This is a genomic window from Vitreoscilla sp. C1 (assembly GCF_002951955.2).
GTDB classification, from domain to species: Bacteria; Pseudomonadota; Gammaproteobacteria; order Burkholderiales; family Neisseriaceae; genus Vitreoscilla; species Vitreoscilla stercoraria.
On the sequence record NZ_CP019644.2, the window covers coordinates 1,108,509 to 1,124,553 of the forward strand.

Annotated in this window: 15 protein-coding genes; 12 read left to right on the forward strand and 3 right to left on the reverse strand. The window is 44.9% G+C overall.

Translation table 11 applies throughout. From position 1 onward, the window contains the following. Positions 1-214: 214 nt before the first annotated feature. Together ADP71_RS05395 and ADP71_RS05400 are read left to right on the forward strand one after the other, a co-directional pair. Positions 215-568, forward strand: a complete 354-nt coding sequence (locus tag ADP71_RS05395; protein ID WP_019959391.1) for a hypothetical protein — start codon at positions 215-217, stop codon at positions 566-568. Positions 569-749: 181 nt separating this feature from the next. Beyond that, entirely contained in the window at positions 750-1,652 is a 903-nt protein-coding gene (locus ADP71_RS05400) for a LysR family transcriptional regulator (protein ID WP_171460953.1), read from the forward strand. A 438-nt stretch (positions 1,653-2,090) separates the two neighbouring features. Here ADP71_RS05400 and ADP71_RS13115 read toward each other — a convergent pair whose 3' ends face one another. Beyond that, a complete protein-coding gene (locus ADP71_RS13115) occupies positions 2,091-2,225 on the reverse strand; it encodes a hypothetical protein (protein ID WP_257793070.1) in 135 nt (44 codons plus the stop codon). A gap of 340 nt (positions 2,226-2,565) precedes the next feature. On the opposite strand from ADP71_RS13115, the gene lpxK reads away from it, so the two are divergent. The 4 genes from lpxK to adk all read left to right on the forward strand — a co-directional run bounded on the left by lpxK (position 2,566) and on the right by adk (position 5,270). Continuing rightward, positions 2,566-3,582 (forward strand): tetraacyldisaccharide 4'-kinase, encoded by a 1,017-nt coding sequence (gene lpxK, locus ADP71_RS05405; protein WP_104931676.1) that lies wholly within the window; start codon positions 2,566-2,568, stop codon positions 3,580-3,582. Positions 3,583-3,593: 11 nt separating this feature from the next. Continuing rightward, complete coding sequence (locus tag ADP71_RS05410; RefSeq protein WP_104931677.1) at positions 3,594-3,770, forward strand: Trm112 family protein; 177 nt, start codon at positions 3,594-3,596, stop codon at positions 3,768-3,770. 3 nt (positions 3,771-3,773) lie between these two features. Next, positions 3,774-4,535 carry a 3-deoxy-manno-octulosonate cytidylyltransferase gene (gene kdsB / locus ADP71_RS05415; RefSeq protein ID WP_019959397.1) on the forward strand — a complete coding sequence of 254 codons (762 nt, stop codon included), beginning with the start codon at positions 3,774-3,776 and terminating at the stop codon, positions 4,533-4,535. Between the two features lie 87 nt (positions 4,536-4,622). Next, on the forward strand, positions 4,623-5,270 hold the full coding sequence (gene adk, locus ADP71_RS05420) for an adenylate kinase (protein WP_019959398.1): 648 nt from the start codon (positions 4,623-4,625) through the stop codon (positions 5,268-5,270). A 267-nt stretch (positions 5,271-5,537) separates the two neighbouring features. On the opposite strand, the gene glyA is transcribed toward adk, so the two are convergent. Together glyA and ADP71_RS05430 are read right to left on the reverse strand one after the other, a co-directional pair. Then, entirely contained in the window at positions 5,538-6,806 is a 1,269-nt protein-coding gene (gene glyA / locus ADP71_RS05425) for a serine hydroxymethyltransferase (RefSeq protein WP_104931678.1), read from the reverse strand. Between the two features lie 32 nt (positions 6,807-6,838). After that, positions 6,839-7,702 carry a formyltetrahydrofolate deformylase gene (locus tag ADP71_RS05430; protein WP_019959446.1) on the reverse strand — a complete coding sequence of 288 codons (864 nt, stop codon included), beginning with the start codon at positions 7,700-7,702 and terminating at the stop codon, positions 6,839-6,841. A 235-nt stretch (positions 7,703-7,937) separates the two neighbouring features. On the opposite strand from ADP71_RS05430, the gene ADP71_RS05435 reads away from it, so the two are divergent. From ADP71_RS05435 to mpl, 6 genes are all read left to right on the forward strand, one after another. Further along, entirely contained in the window at positions 7,938-9,209 is a 1,272-nt protein-coding gene (locus tag ADP71_RS05435) for a sarcosine oxidase subunit beta family protein (protein ID WP_019959447.1), read from the forward strand. Between the two features lie 8 nt (positions 9,210-9,217). After that, on the forward strand, positions 9,218-9,529 hold the full coding sequence (locus ADP71_RS05440) for a sarcosine oxidase subunit delta (RefSeq protein WP_019959448.1): 312 nt from the start codon (positions 9,218-9,220) through the stop codon (positions 9,527-9,529). Next, on the forward strand, positions 9,526-12,552 hold the full coding sequence (locus ADP71_RS05445) for a sarcosine oxidase subunit alpha family protein (protein WP_171460954.1): 3,027 nt from the start codon (positions 9,526-9,528) through the stop codon (positions 12,550-12,552). The genes ADP71_RS05440 and ADP71_RS05445 overlap by 4 nt, the downstream gene beginning before the upstream one ends. After that, positions 12,545-13,192 (forward strand): sarcosine oxidase subunit gamma, encoded by a 648-nt coding sequence (locus tag ADP71_RS05450; protein WP_019959450.1) that lies wholly within the window; start codon positions 12,545-12,547, stop codon positions 13,190-13,192. Before ADP71_RS05445 ends, ADP71_RS05450 begins: the two co-directional genes overlap by 8 nt. A gap of 138 nt (positions 13,193-13,330) precedes the next feature. Next, entirely contained in the window at positions 13,331-14,365 is a 1,035-nt protein-coding gene (locus ADP71_RS05455; RefSeq protein WP_019959451.1) for a GlxA family transcriptional regulator, read from the forward strand. A 250-nt stretch (positions 14,366-14,615) separates the two neighbouring features. After that, on the forward strand, positions 14,616-16,043 hold the full coding sequence (mpl, locus tag ADP71_RS05460) for a UDP-N-acetylmuramate:L-alanyl-gamma-D-glutamyl-meso-diaminopimelate ligase (protein WP_171460955.1): 1,428 nt from the start codon (positions 14,616-14,618) through the stop codon (positions 16,041-16,043). Positions 16,044-16,045: the final 2 nt, after the last annotated feature.

The window sequence follows — 16,045 nt, forward strand, 5'->3', positions numbered from 1 at the left end:
ATAATAAGATTGATTTTTAAAAAAATATTCTAATAAATAACCAATTTAAAATATATTCATTCTTTCGGGCTTGGATACCAATATGGATTTTTTAAGACAAAGGCATTTAATGAGTGCGGTATTGGGCAAATAAGCACTTAGAAATGATTGGCATCGTCTGAATTTTTTACCTACAATATATCCATATTCTCAATAAATAACATGGACGCTTATCATGAATTTCGATAAAACAATTGAAGCTTTGTTAAAGGTAGACGGTGCTTTGGCAGCTGCTGTAGTAGATTACGCTAGTGGCATGTTGTTGGCTGGTAGTGGTACTTCTTCATTGGATTTGGAGATTGCAGCGGCGGGTAATACTGAAGTGGTTCGTGCTAAAATGAAAACCATGAAATTGTTGAATTTGAACGATATCATTGATGATATTTTGATTACTTTGGGTGAGCAATATCATTTGTTGCGTCCTGTACAAAAACACGATGGTTTGTTCTTATACACCGTATTGGACAAAAGCAAATCTAACTTGGCTTTGGCTCGCCGCGGTTTGGCTGATGCAGAAAAAGCATTGTAATTGCATGTAGTGGGCATTATGAAACAAGCCATGTGGTCGGTTGACGCACGCATGGCTTTTTATTTTGGATGCATGTATTGGAGCATAGCTGTCATGGCAATGGTATGATGGCTTGCAGCAAATTTTAAATATAGCAAATACAGGCCGCTTGTCTTTTACTCTTTATCTCCGATTGGTAAATATGCAAGAAAGACTCAATAACCTACATGCTTTTATGGTGGTTGCCAGAGAGCAAAATATTACCCGTGCAGCAATGGCATTGGGTATGTCACAAGCTTCGTTAAGCCAAGTCATCAGCAAAATGGAACAGCAATTGGGTTTGAAGCTGCTCAACCGTACCACGCGCAGCATCAATTTGACCGAAGCGGGTGAACAATTCATCACTTTAATCGGTCCTGCACTGGAAGACATACAACAAGGCTTGTCCCAAATTATGGATGACAAACACAAGCCTAGCGGTACCATTCGCATTGTGGCGGATGATTTTGCGATACAAAATGTGTTGTGGCCGAAATTGCAGCCATTTTTACAGCATTATCCCAAAGTGCATTTAGAGCTGATTTCCGATCATGGCGTGGTGGACGTGAACAAAAGCCCATACGATGCGGCAGTGGTGCGTGGAGACTTGTTGGCCAAAGACATGGAAACGGTGCAAGTGAGCGCGCCCATTGCCTTGCGCTTGGTTGCATCACCTCGCTATTTGGAAAACAATGCCGTATTGAAAAAACCTCAGGATTTGCTCAATCATACTTGTATCAATTTGCGCTCACCCACACAAGGTGGTGTGTTGGTGACGTGGCATTTTTTACACAAGAAAAAAGAAATCAAACTCCATGTTAATGGTCAATTGACGTTTAGCAATATGCATCAAGCTTTGGATGCGGCAATTGCAGGTTATGGCTTGGCGTATTTGCCTGAGCAATTGGTGTGTACGGCGGTAGAGCAAGGCCATTTACACGTTTTATTGCCTGAATACAGTGTGAATTTGCCACCGTATTTCATTTATTACCCAACACGTTTACAAGCGAATGCTGGGTTTACCAAGTTATTAGACAATGTGGCGTATCAGGCAGTCAAAACGTAAATAATCCAAAGTAATAAGCCAACCAAGCCAATAATACTATCAAAGCCAAATTACTGGCCCAAATCAGCGCATTTTGAAGCGGGGATTTGGGCATTTTTGCGTTTTTGATTTTGCCTCGGTTCATTAACATAAAAGGTGTGGTCAAAATCGACAATGCCGACAAAATGACGACTACTGTAATAAAAATATCGCGTTCGCTCATGGAAATTTAAACATGCTTGGGAAAAAGTTTGGAAAAAGGCAGATTGTTTGAAATGATAACATTTTGAGTCGTTTTGAGTATTTTGGAAACTATTGATGTGCAATTTTAGACGAGGTGTTCATTGAAAAGAACAAGCCATTTCATTTACAAACAGCATTTTCAGTTAAAAAGCCACCTATATTCATATTCATAGGTGGCTTTTTGGATTTTAAGCATGATTTTTATGTGTTTGAGTATTATTGTTGCTGTTGCTGTTGCTGTTGCTGTTGCTGTTGCTGTTGCTGTTGCTGTTGCTGTTGCTGTTGTCCTTGTTGGGTTTGTGGTTGGTATTGGTATAAATTGCGTTGTTCTTGCTGTGGCTTATGATTCATGGAAATTTTCCTTTGCAATCGGTTCAAAGCAAACAATCATCCATCATCCATTGGATTTCTGTCTGGAACGAAGCAGCAACTCCAATGTAAGAAAGATAATTTACTTTATTGTTTTTATGAGTACAATGAGATTTTAAAACCATTAATTAAATTTAAATAAATTGAAATGAAGCAGAGAAACTTTTGCAAATCATCTGATGGCTTATTGGAATGTGAGGATGGTTGGGCTGGCAAAAATGTTACTTATTTCAAATATATTGGTATGGGACGAATGAGATTTGAAATTGTGTCATATTGAATTTTGTTTTACATTACAAGCGTCCTGTAACAAAGTAATGACATGTCTTATTTGATTGAAGAACATTGGCAGCAACCCAAATGGTATTTGACGCCTGTGCTCAAACCCTTGTCTTGCGTGTTTGCGCGGATTGCGCAGCAACGCCACCAAAATTTTTTACAGCACCCTGTTATGAAATGGCCTGTGCCGATTGTGGTGGTGGGCAATATTCATGTCGGTGGCGTAGGTAAAACGCCGATGGTGATTGCCTTGACCCAAGCTTTGCAAGAACAAGGCTTGAAAGTGGGCTTGGTGAGCCGTGGTTATGGGCGCAAGAGTTCGGAGGCGTGTTGGGTGAATCAAGACAGTCATGCTGCTGATGTTGGTGATGAACCTTTATTGTTGGTGAAAAAAACCCAAGCGCCGATGGTGGTGGCGTCCAAAAGAGTGGAGGCGGTGGCGTTATTGTTGTCGCAAGCGCAAGTGGATGTGATTGTGGCAGACGATGGTTTGCAACATTATGTATTGAGCCGTGATTTGGAATTGGTGGTGTTTCCTAGTGAGGATGTAGGTAGGGTTTTGGATGTGTTGCCCAATGGGCCATTGCGTGAAGCATTGCCGCGTTTGCAAAGCGTGAATGCGGTGATTGTCAGTCGTACTCAGGATTGGCAAGATGCGAAGGCATTGCAACAGCAATTAGGTCTATCTGCAAATGTGGCTTTGTTTCAAGCCAAGGTTACAGAAGGTGAGCTTTATGCTTGGAATACGCAAGAAGCTTGGCAAGGCAAACGATTGTTGGCGGTGTGTGGCATAGGGCGGCCTGAACAATTTGAACAATCATTGCAAAAAGTAGGTGTGAAGGTTGATGCGCTTAAGCGTTTGCCCGACCATGGTTTATTGGATTGGAATACCTTACCTGAAGGCATCGATGGCATCGTTACCACTGAAAAAGATGCGATTAAATGGCAAGGTGAGCTGCCATTACCTGTGTGGGTTTTGCCTATTAATGCTACAATCATGCCCAATTTGGCGACTTGGGTTATGGATCAATTGGCTTTGTCGCCAACACAGATTATTTAAGGAAGAACATCATGACACAAGCTCAATTGGATATTTTGGTTTGCCCTTTGTGCAAAGGCTCATTGCAATGGGATGCACAAGCGCAGGAGTTGATTTGCCAAAGTGATAAATTGGCATTTCCCATCAAAGACGGCATTCCTTTTATGTTGGTGACCGAAGCCCGTCCATTGACTGGTGAACAGGAATAAACCATGAGTTTGCCATTTGTGGTATTGATTCCAGCACGTTTGCAATCTAGTCGTTTGCCTAACAAGCCTTTGGCTGATTTGGGTGGCAAGGCGATGGTGGTGCGAGTGGCTGAGCGAGCAAGGCTCAGTGGTGCACAGCGTGTGGTGGTGGCAACAGACAGCGCAGCGATTTTAGATGTGTGTGCGCAAGCCAATGTAGAAGCGGTATTGACCCGCGCAGACCACGACAATGGCACCGATCGCTTGGCAGAGGCTGCCAGCTTGTTGCATTTGCCGCCTGAAACGGTTGTGGTCAATGTGCAAGGCGATGAACCGATGATAGACCCGCAATTGATTCAAAACGTCGCAGCGTACTTGCATGAAAATCCTGTGCCTGTGGCCACTGCTGCGCATCATGTTGACAGCTCTGCGGACTTTTTGAATCCCAATGTGGTGAAAGTGGTGTTGAACAAGCAAAGCGAAGCGATTTATTTCAGTCGTGCGCCGATTCCATACCCACGTGATGAAATGGATGCCATCGGGCAAGGACAAGGCATATTGCCACCTGTATACCGTCATATTGGTATTTATGGTTATCGTACTGAGTTTTTGAATCTGTATACACAATTGTCAGCCTCGCCCTTAGAGTTGATTGAGAAACTCGAACAATTGCGTATTTTGTGGCATGGCCATCGCATAGGCGTGGTAGTGACCGATAATATTCCTATGGCTGGTGTAGACACGCCTGAAGATTTGGCGCGGATGCAGCAACAGTTTAAAGCATAAATCAAAGGGGCATATTCAAGCTTGGGCTTGAGATGTTCTCAAAAGAATTAATCGTGGTTTTTTATTGATTGAAACAAAGGAAAACAAATGAAAGTATTGTTGTTAGGCGCTCCTGGTGCAGGTAAAGGCACTCAAGCTCAATTTATCAAACAAGAATTCAACATTCCGCAAATTTCTACTGGCGACATGTTGCGTGCTGCTATCAAAGCAGGCACGGCTTTGGGCTTGGAAGCGAAAAAAATCATGGACGAAGGTGGTTTGGTTCGTGACGACATCATCATTGGTTTGGTGAAAGAGCGTATCGCTGAAGCCGATTGTGCCAATGGTTTCTTGTTTGACGGTTTCCCACGCACTTTGCCACAAGCAGAAGCGATGCAAGAAGCGGGTGTGGTATTGGATTATGTGGTGGAAATCGACGTTCCTGATGCGGTGATTGTAGACCGTATGTCGGGTCGCCGTGTGCATTTGTCTTCAGGCCGCACTTACCATGTGGCTTACAATCCGCCTAAAGTAGAAGGCAAAGACGATGAAACAGGCGAAGACTTGATTCAACGTGATGATGACCAAGCGCAAACGGTACAAAAACGTTTGGATGTTTACCACCAACAAACAGAAGTATTGGTGGATTTCTACGGTAAACAAAGTATTGAAACAGGCTCTCCAGCTTACATCAAAGTAGATGGTACTCAAGACGTTGAAGTGGTGAAAACCCAAGTTTTGGCACAATTGAACTGAATCGTTTAAACAAAAAACGCTGCCTTATTGGTGGCGTTTTTTTGTTTGATGAAAGCCAAAATTTTTTAAATCTCTTATTTTGGTGCAAACAGGTTTTGAGCTTGCAATGGTTTGTTATCAAAGCCATTACCGAATGTAAAAATACAGATGGCTAAGACTTCTGGTTCCAATGTGGAGTCTAGTCAATGATTGGTATTTCGCTATACAATAACAAGCGTCCTGTAAAGTTTACAGGACGCTTGTTATTGCTTCATCTTAATCTAAAAATCAATCTACATATACAGGACGCTTAGCGCACAAAGCCGTTACTTTCACTGCAATCGCTTGCAACGCAGCAGCATCGTTTGGTGTATCCAAAACGTCCGCAATCAAATGAGCCAATTCGCGCGTGTCGTTTTCGTCAAAACCACGAGTGGTGATGGCCGGTGTACCCAAACGGATACCTGAAGTCACGAATGGTTTTTCAGGGTCGTTAGGGATGGCGTTTTTGTTCACAGTGATGTGTGCTTTGCCCAAAGCTTCTTCTGCCGCTTTGCCGGTGATTTGCTTAGCACGCAAGTCTACCAAGAATACATGGCTTTCGGTGCGGCCTGAAACAATGCGCAAACCACGCTCGGTCAACACTTCAGCCAAAACTTTGGCATTGGCTTTCACTTGTTTGGCGTAATCTTTCCAAGATGGATCCAAAGCCTCTTTGAAAGCCACCGCTTTGGCAGCAATCACGTGCATCAATGGGCCGCCTTGCAACGATGGGAAAATCGCTGAGTTGATTTTTTTCGCCAAAGCTTCGTCATTGGTCAACACGATACCTCCGCGAGGACCACGCAAGGTTTTGTGAGTGGTAGAGGTCACAAAGTGCGCGTGAGGCACAGGGTTAGGGTATTCGCCAGCGGCAATCAAACCCGCGTAATGCGCCATATCAACAAACAAATACGCACCGACTTTGTCTGCAATTTCGCGGAAGCGTTTGAAATCGATTTCCAACGCGTAAGCCGAAGCACCTGCCACAATCATTTTAGGTTGGTTTTCGATGGCCAAGCGTTCTACTTCATCGTAGTCAATTTCTTCGGCATCATTCAAGCTGTAAGGCACAACTTTGTACAATTTGCCCGAAATATTCACCGATGCGCCATGCGTCAAGTGACCGCCATGCGCCAAATTCATGCCCATGATGGTGTCGCCTGGTTGCAAAACCGAAGTGTAAACCGCTTGGTTGGCTTGTGAGCCTGAATGTGGTTGAACATTGGCAAACTCAGCACCAAACAATTGTTTCAAACGGTCAATCGCCAATTGTTCAGCCACATCGACAAACTCGCAACCGCCATAATAGCGTTTGCCAGGATAGCCTTCTGCGTATTTGTTGGTCAATTGTGAGCCTTGGGCTTCCATAACGGCTGGTGAAACATAGTTTTCAGAAGCAATCAATTCAACGTGGTCTTGTTGACGTTCTACTTCTTGGGCAATGGCTTGCGCCAACTCTGGATCAAATGATGCAACGGTAACACTGCGAGAAAACGTGGTTGGTACTTTCAACATGAATGACTCCTTTGTGCGTTTTTGTTTGGGTTTTATCTTAAGATAATGGTACGTTCGCCATTAATGAAAACACGGCGCTCTAATACATGTTGCAAGGCGCGCTCTAACACCACACTTTGAATGTGGCGACTTGAACGCAATAAATCTGCAGGTAAATAAGCGTGGTCCACTCGCTCTACACCTTGTTCAATGATAGGACCTGCATCCAAATCAGGGGTGACATAATGTGCGGTCGCGCCTATCAATTTCACGCCACGAAAATGGGCTTGTTCGTAAGGCTTATCCGTTTGCGTCGTGGCACCTGGTAAAAATGCATGGTGAATGTTGATGGCTTGACCATTTAAAGCACGGCAGGTTTTAGGGCTTAAAACTTGCATATACCGAGCCAATACCACAAATTCTGCTTCCAGTTGCATTTTCAAATCCACCAATTGTTGTTCTTGGCGAGCTCGGTTTTCGTCGGAGACTGGTAAATAGAAATAAGGAATGTCGTTGTATTGGGCAATCGGTTGCAAGTCTTCATGATTGGATGCAATACCGACAATGTCCATATGCAAAGCGCCGACTTTGCTGGCACCAATCAAAGTTTGTAAACAGTGGTCGGTTTTAGAGCCCAAAATTAAGACTTTAACCGGTTCATGAGCATCCCAAATTTGTCCTTCGGCATGTTGGTCACGCAAAAAATTTTGGTAATCGGTGTGTAATTGGTTCAGATTCAGCTCGTTACGGTGAATATTGAACACGCTGCGCATGTAAAAATAACCGCTAGAAACATCATCAAACACACTGAACGCTTCAATATAAGCACCATGTGCTTCCAAAATCTGCATCAATGCACCCACTTGGCCTCGTTGACTGGGTGCGGAACAATTCAAAATAAAACTGATTTGGCTCATTGCCTGAATCCTTAATGATGGCTGCTGCTGGTGTGTGACTATGATTGTCAAAATCCATTAAACGCAGCATTTAAAAAGCGACAATAAATGATGTCGAAACGACAAAAAAAGGGGATGTCGTTTTTGCGATATTTATTGTCTTTACATGACGGTTTTATGCCATAGAAATCTTAATAATGAGCAACACCTAATGCAACACCAACAGCCAATATTCTGATAGGGATGCGAGCATAACATGAGTAACGACACATTTGGGCGGCAGAAGTACTCGTGGCAAACTTTGTTGAAAAACAGTTTGTCGCACAATCAACAGTGGCATGAGGCCAGACGCATGGCTTCTTTGCAGTCATCATACGATGTCGTCATCGTAGGTGGCGGTGGTCACGGTTTGGCCACTGCGTATTATTTGGCCAAAAATCACAATGTCGGCAAGATTGCGGTATTGGAAAAAGGTTATTTGGGCGGCGGTAATACCGCTCGTAATACGACTTTGGTGCGTTCTAACTATCTTTGGGAAGACGCTGCTAATTTGTACGAGCATTCTATGAAATTGTGGGAAGGCTTGTCGGAAGATTTGAATTTTAATACGTTCTTTAGCCAACGTGGCGTTTTTAATTTGGGTCACAATTTACAAGACATGCGCGACATTGAGCGTCGTGTGAATGCCAATAATTTGTTGGGCATTGATGCTCATGTTTTGACCGCTCAAGAAGTCCAAGACAAAATTCCTTTATTAGATTGTTCACGCCGTTCGCGTTTTCCTGTGTTGGGTGCATCGTGGCAACCGCGTGGCGGCATTGCTCACCACGATGCGGTGGCACGTGGTTTTGCCCGTGCAGCGAGCGCTTTGGGCGTGGATTTGATTGAAAACTGTGAAGTCACGGGCATGGACATTTCCGAAGGGCGCATTCAAGGCTTACAAACGACACAAGGCTTTGTGCGTGCCAACCAAGTGGGCGTGGTGGCAGCAGGCCATACATCGGTTTTGGCTGGCATGGCAGGTTTGCGTTTTCCGATTGAAAGCCATCCATTACAAGCATTTGTATCTGAATCAATGCAAAAAGTGTTTGATACGGTGGTGATGTCCAATGCGGTGCACGGTTATATGAGCCAATCGGACAAAGGTGAATTTGTGATTGGTGCGGGTATTGATGGTTATTTGGGTTATGGCCAACGTGGTAGTCCACATGTGATTGAACACACTGCTGCTGCCATCATTGAGTTGTTCCCGCAATTGTCGCGTGTGCGCATGAATCGCCAATGGGGCGGTATTGTAGACACCACGCCAGATGCGTGTCCAATTATCAGCAAAACCCCTGTTAAAGGTTTGTATTTCAATTGTGGTTGGGGCACAGGTGGCTTTAAAGCGACACCGGGCTCTGGCAATGTGTTTGCTCACACCATTGCCCATGACAATCCACATCCATTAAACCGTTCATTCAGCTTAGATCGTTTTTACTCAGGCCGCTTGATTGACGAACACGGTGCCGCAGGCGTGGCTCACTAGGAGGTTTTATGCTGTATTTAAATTGCCCATTTTGTGGTGAAAAGCGTGATGAACAAGAGTTTCATTATGCAGGTGAAGCGTATATTGCCCGTCCTGAAAATCCTGAAAGCTTGAGTGATGAACAATGGGGTGACTATGTGTTCATGCGCAGCAATCACAAAGGTTGGATTTGGGAGCAATGGGAACATGTGGCCGGTTGTCGCAAATTTTTTGTGGTCAAACGCCACAATGTCAGCAACCAAGTACAAGGCTCTTACACTTTGGCCGATGGCAAGGCTTTATTTTTAGAAGACATGGAACAAACTGAGGTGGTGGTATGAGTGCAAAACGGGTGTTCAAAGCATCGGTGCAAATTGATGAAAATCAGCCATTGACATTTGAATTTGATGGCAAGACTTATCAAGGCTATCAAGGCGATACATTGGCTTCGGCATTGCTTGCCAATGGTGTGAAAGCGGTGGCGCGCAGTTATAAATATGGTCGTTTGCGCGGCATTATGAGCGCGGGTGCAGAAGAGCCGAATGCTTTGGTGCAAATGGAGTCGGGTGCTTACAGCGCGCCTAACATCAAAGCCACGCAAGCGGAATTGTATGCAGGTTTGAGTGCTTTTCGCACTTCGGGCTGGCCTAGCTTGGAATTTGACATCAAAGGCGTGATGGGTAAAGTCGGTCAGAACATGATGGGACCGGGCTTTTACAGCAAGACTTTCAAATGGCCGCCTAAAATGTGGCCGATGTATGAAAATGTGATTCGCCAATTTGCAGGTTTTGGTGAAACGCCTCCTGTGGGCGATGCGGAATATTATGACCATTTGCACCATCATGTGGATGTTTTGGTGGTCGGTGGTGGGGTGAGTGGTTTACAGGCCGCTTTCCATTGCGCCCAAAGCGGCCTGAAGGTGTTGTTGGTAGACGAACAAGCCCAAATGGGCGGGTGGTTGCTTTCTGATACAAACACCACGTTTAATGGTTTAAAAGGGGTGGATTATGCCAATTCACTGTGCGAGAAATTGGCACAATATGCCAATGTAGAGATTTTAAGTCGCACCACGGCTTTTGCTTTACACGACCATAATATGATTCAAGCGGTGGAATTGTTGCAAGACCATTTGCCGATTGATCAGCGTGATAGCAGTCAACCACGCCATCGCTTGCACCGCATTCGTGCCAAGCAAGTGATTTTGGCAAGTGGAGCGATTGAACGCCCGTTGGTGTTTGGCAATAACGATATGCCAGGCGTTTTCACAGTGTCTGCTGCGCAAACCTATTTGAACCGTTATGGCGTGTTGCTAGGCGAACGTGTGGTGGTGTGTGGCAACAATGATGAGATTTACTTGGCAGCACGTGATTTGGCGCAAGCGGGAGCGATAGTCACTGTGGCAGATACGCGCCCGAATGCCAATATTCCGGATTATTTGCCGCGCAGTGTCAAAGTGCATTTACATCATGGCGTGGGCAAAGTCGGTGGTAAAAACCATGTTGAGCGTGCAACGCTGATTGATTTGAAATCGTTGCAGACATTCAATGTGGATGCGGAAGTGGTATTGAGCAGCGGTGGTTTGTCGCCAACGGTGCATTTGTATTGTCACGATACCAGCCGTCCGATCTGGAGCGAGGCACATTTGTCATTTGTTGTGCCTGCTGTTTACCAAGATTGTAAAGCCCATGTGTGCAATATTGGTGCTATCACGGGTCAAAAAACGTTTCAGGCCGCTTTAAAGCAAACTGAACAAGTTTTGGCAGCGTTTTTCGCAGCGCAAAACATCCAACATGATGTGGTTTTACCAGTGGTGAATGAAGCCGCGCATCAAGACATGGTTTTGGCAGTGCGCATTCCAGATGGTATGGCAGCAGGTACAGGCCCGAAAGCATTTGTCGATTATCAAAACGACGTGACGGCTGAAGCCATTAAGCAAACCATTCAAGAAAATTATCGCCATATTGAGCATGTGAAGCGTTACACGGCTTTTGGTTTTGGTACCGATCAAGGCAAATTGTCCAGCGTGAACAGTTTTATTTTAACGGCAGAAGCAATGAATGTGCCTGTTGAACAAGTTTCGACGACGACGTATCGTCCTGCATATACGCCTGTGAGTTTGGGCGCTTTAGCAGGTGTGGATGTTGGCAATACGTTTGATCCTGAACGCATTACGGCCATACACCAAAGCCATGTGGCACGAGATGCTGCGTTTGAGCCTGTCGGTCAATGGTTGCGTCCATGGTATTTTGCAAAAAATGGCGAAGACATACATGCTGCGGTGAAGCGTGAATGTTTGGCTGCGCGCAATGGTGTGGCGGTGATGGATGCATCGACTTTGGGCAAAATTCAAATTGATGGCCCTGATGCACGTGAGTTTTTGAACCGCATTTATTCCAATGCTTGGACCAAATTAGAGCCTGGTAAATGTCGTTATGGTTTGATGCTTAATGAAAATGGCATGGTGATGGACGATGGCGTGACCGCTTGCATCAACGATGAACAGTTTTACATGACCACCACCACTGGCGGTGCTGCGAATGTATTGAGTTGGTTAGAGTTGTGGCATCAAACGGAATGGTCGGATTTGGATGTGTGGTTGACTTCGGTCACCGATCATTGGAGTACGATTGCGGTGGTGGGTCCGAAAGCACGCCAAGTATTGCAAAAACTGTGTCCAGATATTGATTTTGCTGCTGAAAACTTCAAATTCATGGATTGGCGTGCGGGAACGGTGGCAGGTTTGCCAGCTCGTGTGTTCCGTGTGTCTTTCTCTGGTGAATTGGCGTATGAAATCAATGTGGAAGCTGGCTTTGGTCAATACTTGTGGGAACAAGTGATGGCAGCAGGCAAAGAGTTCGACATCACACCATACGGCACCGAAACCTTGCATGTGTTGCGCGCTGAAAAAGGCTTTATCATTGTCGGTCAAGACACCGATGGTTCGGTGACGCCAATTGATTTGGGCATGGCTTGGGCTGTAGGGATGAAAAAGCCATTTTCATTTTTGGGCAAACGTTCTTTGAGTCGTAGCGATACTGCGCGTGATAACCGCAAACATTTGGTGGGCGTTTTGGCTTTGGATGCATCGGTAGTGATTCCTGAAGGTGCCCAAATCATTGCCTCTAACAACATTACCGTACCACGTGTGGGCAGCAGTGATGCCAAAATACCTTTGTTGGGTCATATTACTTCCAGCTATGACAGCGCCTTTTTAGGTCGTTCGATTGCGATGGCCGTGATTGAAAATGGTCGCAATATGGTTGGCAAAACTTTATATGCTTATGCACAAGGCAAGATTATTCCATTTACTGTGGCCGACAGCTGTGTGTTTGTCGATGCCGAAGGAGTTCGTCAACATGCTTGATGTCAATATTTACCGCCAACATTGGCAACACCCTTTGTTCGTACAATGGCAAACTGTGGTTGAACAAGCGGCACATCCTCATGTCAATTACAGCTCAGGTATGGGCGTGGGTATTTTTCATTTGCGTGGCAAAGTCAATCAACCTGATTTTTTGCAAGCGGTGGAAAGTGTTTTGGGCGTGGCTTTGCCACAAAAAGCCAAACAAAGTGTGTATTCAGAACAAGCTGCGGTGTTTTGGTTGTCGCCTGATGAATGGATGCTGGTTTGTGCTTTGGAACACAAACACGTGTTATTTCATGCTTTACAGGACGCTTTAAAAGGTGTGTTTGCACAATTGGTGGATAACAGCGGTGGTTTTATGATGATGCGCATTCATGGTCAAGAAGCCTCAACCGTCTTGCGTCACTTAATGCCTTACGATGTTTTGTCATTGCAAACCACGCAATGCGTGCATACCGTGTTCAAGCGCAGTACGGTGGTTTTGAGTAAGGTGGCTGATGACGATTATGTGGTGGTATTTCGTCGCAGCTTTGCCGATTATGTGTGGCGTATCTTGCAAAAAGCTGCCAAACCTTATGGTTATACGGTGCAAAAGAGTTGGCAATTTGCGCACTCTGATTGGCAGCGTTATACTGCCTAGCCTGTCATCCTCCTCAATGGGCGTTGGGGAGGATTTTTTGTTTCCAACTGAATGGTTTTTTGATGGCTGTTTGGTTTTGGGTATTAAAAGAATTTCAGAAAAATCATGTTGCTAAATTAACATGAAAAGGATTTTGTCATGCAAAACCAAACCCATAAAAGTCAGCCATACCATACCCAAAAGATTGGTTTTATATTGTTGCATGGTTTTACCATGATTACCTTTGCCAGCGCTGTGGATGTGTTGCGTATGGCCAATTATTTGAGCCAAAAAGAATTGTATTCTTGGTATATTTATCAAGAAGAAAATGGTACACCTGCCAGTAATGGTTTGGGCTTACAAGATTCAGTGGATGCAGAAGCGTTATTTGATTGTGATATGGTTTTTGTGTGTGGTGGCGTAGAGGTACAAAAAGCCACAACGCCCACCATCAAGACTTTGCTCAAGCAATTAGACCATCAAGGTATGGTCTTGGGCAGTTTGTGTAATGGCTCGGTGGCTTTGGCTTCGGCCAAATTAATGGATGGTTATAAAGCATCATTGCATTGGGAAGCTTTGTCGGCGGCCAAAGAAGCGTTTTATAAGGTGGAATTCAGTGAGCAACTGTATACCATAGACCGCAATCGTTATACTTGTGCAGGCGGAACGGCATCTATGGACATGATGTTGCATTTGATTCGCCTCAAGCATGGTAAAACTTTGGCCACAGCAGTAGCGCAGCAATTTGTTATGGACCGCATTCGCGATGCTTCGACCACGCAATACATGACGCATACCGAAATCATTGGGCCTGGTTATGAATATGTGCAAACAGCGATTGAATTGATGCAAGCGAATTTAGATGAAGTGTTGTCTATGCAAGAAATTGCCGAATTGATTCCTTTGTCTTTACGCCAAATGGAGCGTTTGTTCAAGCGTTATTGTCATGTTTCTCCTGCGCAATATTATTTGCGCTTGCGTTTGCAAAGGGCAAAAGAATTGTTAGCGCAAACCAGTATGTCGGTGATGCAAGTGACGGTGGCGTGTGGATTCTCTACTTCTTCGCATTTTTCCAAAGCTTATCGCAATTACTATGGTTACTCTCCACGCGATCAACGCAAACCCATAGATCCTGAATATACTTATCGTATTTCAGGGTCAGGTGGCGTGATTAATTCGGATTTGTGTGGTTAATCTGTTTTTGATGTTTAAGCTTCAAATTTACACTATGTTACAGGACGCTTGTTTGTAAAATGGCTTCAGTCATGGTTTTTTGAAGCATGAACGATGGAATATCACTGCGGTGATTTGATAATCGATTGAGATTCGCTAGCGTGTATTTTCTGAAGCCACACCAACAATTGCATACCCAAATAGCTTCGTAAATTGCCCAAATCGACAATGTTGACTATCATTGCCATTTTCGGGTCAAAATTGGTTCATCATGCAACAACACATACATATCATCGGCATTGCCGGTACATTCATGGGCGGGATTGCTGCCATTGCCAAAGAGGGGGGTTTTAAGGTTACAGGTTGTGATGCCAAAATTTACCCACCAATGAGCACACAATTGGAAGAATTGGGTATTGATGTGGTAGAGGGTTTTGAGCCTGAACAATTAGACCAATTTCCAGCCGATATTTATGTGATTGGCAATGTGGCTAAGCGCGGTATGCCGGTGATAGAGGCGATTTTGAATCGTGGTTTGCCGTATATTTCAGGACCGCAATGGTTGGCTGAAAATGTATTGCACAAATTGTGGGTGTTGGCTGTGGCAGGCACTCATGGCAAAACCACGACGGCTTCTATGTTGGCGTGGGTTTTAGAAGATGCGGGTTTGGCACCTGGTTTTTTAATCGGTGGCGTGCCACAAAACTTTTCTGTTTCAGCCCGCTTGCCGCAAATTTCTGCGCAAGATGGCTTTCAAACACCTCAAGGGATTCAACAAGCGAGTTTTAGCGAACGCAGCCCATTTTTTGTGATTGAAGCCGATGAGTACGACACGGCATTTTTTGACAAGCGTTCTAAATTTGTTCATTACCGTCCACGCACCGCTGTTTTGAACAATCTTGAGTTTGATCATGCCGATATTTTTCCTGATTTAGCTGCCATTGAACGTCAATTCCACCATTTGGTGCGCACGGTACCTAGTGAAGGCTTGGTGTTGAGCAATGCCACGCAGCCAGCTTTAGAGCGTGTTTTAGAGCAAGGCGTTTGGACACCTGTGGAGGCATTTGGCAGCGATACAGGTTGGCAAGTGGTCAATGTGGTGTCTGAAGGCGTGTTTGATGTGGCATACCAAGGTCAAATTTTAGGTCACATTGATTGGACATTATTGGGTGAACACAATCGCATGAATGCATTGGCTGCGATTGCTGCGGCACGCCATGTTGGTGTGGATATCACCACTGCGTGTGCGGCATTGTCTAAATTTCAGAATGTGAAGCGTCGCATGGAAATCAAAGGCGTTGCTGCAGGTGTGACGGTTTATGATGATTTTGCACACCATCCTACTGCGATTGCGACGACTGTGGCGGGCTTGCGCGGCAAGATAGGTTCAGCACGCATTTTGGCGGTATTGGAGCCACGCTCGAATACAATGAAATTGGGCACGATGAAAGCGGCTTTGCCTGAGAGTTTACAGGACGCTGATTGTGTGTTTTGTTACAGTGGCGGTGTCGATTGGGATGTACAGGACGCTTTGTCACCATTAGGTGATGTGTTGCATGTTGAGGTGCAATTAGATGTCTTGGTTGCCCAGATTGCGGCTTTTGCACAAGCAGGTGACCATATTTTGGTAATGAGTAATGGTGGTTTTGGTGGTATACATCAAAAATTATTAGAGGCCTTGGCGCAAAAAGGAGCATAGAC

Excerpts from the sequence above, each read along its gene's own strand:
- mpl (WP_171460955.1), top strand. The coding sequence starts at position 14,616 with ATGCAACAACACATACATATCATCGGCATTGCCGGTACATTCATGGGC.
- lpxK (WP_104931676.1), top strand. The coding sequence starts at position 2,566 with ATGTCTTATTTGATTGAAGAACATTGGCAGCAACCCAAATGGTATTTG.
- ADP71_RS05410 (WP_104931677.1), top strand. The coding sequence starts at position 3,594 with ATGACACAAGCTCAATTGGATATTTTGGTTTGCCCTTTGTGCAAAGGC.
- kdsB (WP_019959397.1), top strand. The coding sequence starts at position 3,774 with ATGAGTTTGCCATTTGTGGTATTGATTCCAGCACGTTTGCAATCTAGT.
- adk (WP_019959398.1), top strand. The coding sequence starts at position 4,623 with ATGAAAGTATTGTTGTTAGGCGCTCCTGGTGCAGGTAAAGGCACTCAA.
- glyA (WP_104931678.1), bottom strand. The coding sequence starts at position 6,806 with ATGTTGAAAGTACCAACCACGTTTTCTCGCAGTGTTACCGTTGCATCA.
- ADP71_RS05430 (WP_019959446.1), bottom strand. The coding sequence starts at position 7,702 with ATGAGCCAAATCAGTTTTATTTTGAATTGTTCCGCACCCAGTCAACGA.
- ADP71_RS05445 (WP_171460954.1), top strand. The coding sequence starts at position 9,526 with ATGAGTGCAAAACGGGTGTTCAAAGCATCGGTGCAAATTGATGAAAAT.
- ADP71_RS13115 (WP_257793070.1), bottom strand. The coding sequence starts at position 2,225 with ATGAATCATAAGCCACAGCAAGAACAACGCAATTTATACCAATACCAA.
- ADP71_RS05450 (WP_019959450.1), top strand. The coding sequence starts at position 12,545 with ATGCTTGATGTCAATATTTACCGCCAACATTGGCAACACCCTTTGTTC.
- ADP71_RS05440 (WP_019959448.1), top strand. The coding sequence starts at position 9,218 with ATGCTGTATTTAAATTGCCCATTTTGTGGTGAAAAGCGTGATGAACAA.
- ADP71_RS05435 (WP_019959447.1), top strand. The coding sequence starts at position 7,938 with ATGAGTAACGACACATTTGGGCGGCAGAAGTACTCGTGGCAAACTTTG.
- ADP71_RS05400 (WP_171460953.1), top strand. The coding sequence starts at position 750 with ATGCAAGAAAGACTCAATAACCTACATGCTTTTATGGTGGTTGCCAGA.
- ADP71_RS05395 (WP_019959391.1), top strand. The coding sequence starts at position 215 with ATGAATTTCGATAAAACAATTGAAGCTTTGTTAAAGGTAGACGGTGCT.
- ADP71_RS05455 (WP_019959451.1), top strand. The coding sequence starts at position 13,331 with ATGCAAAACCAAACCCATAAAAGTCAGCCATACCATACCCAAAAGATT.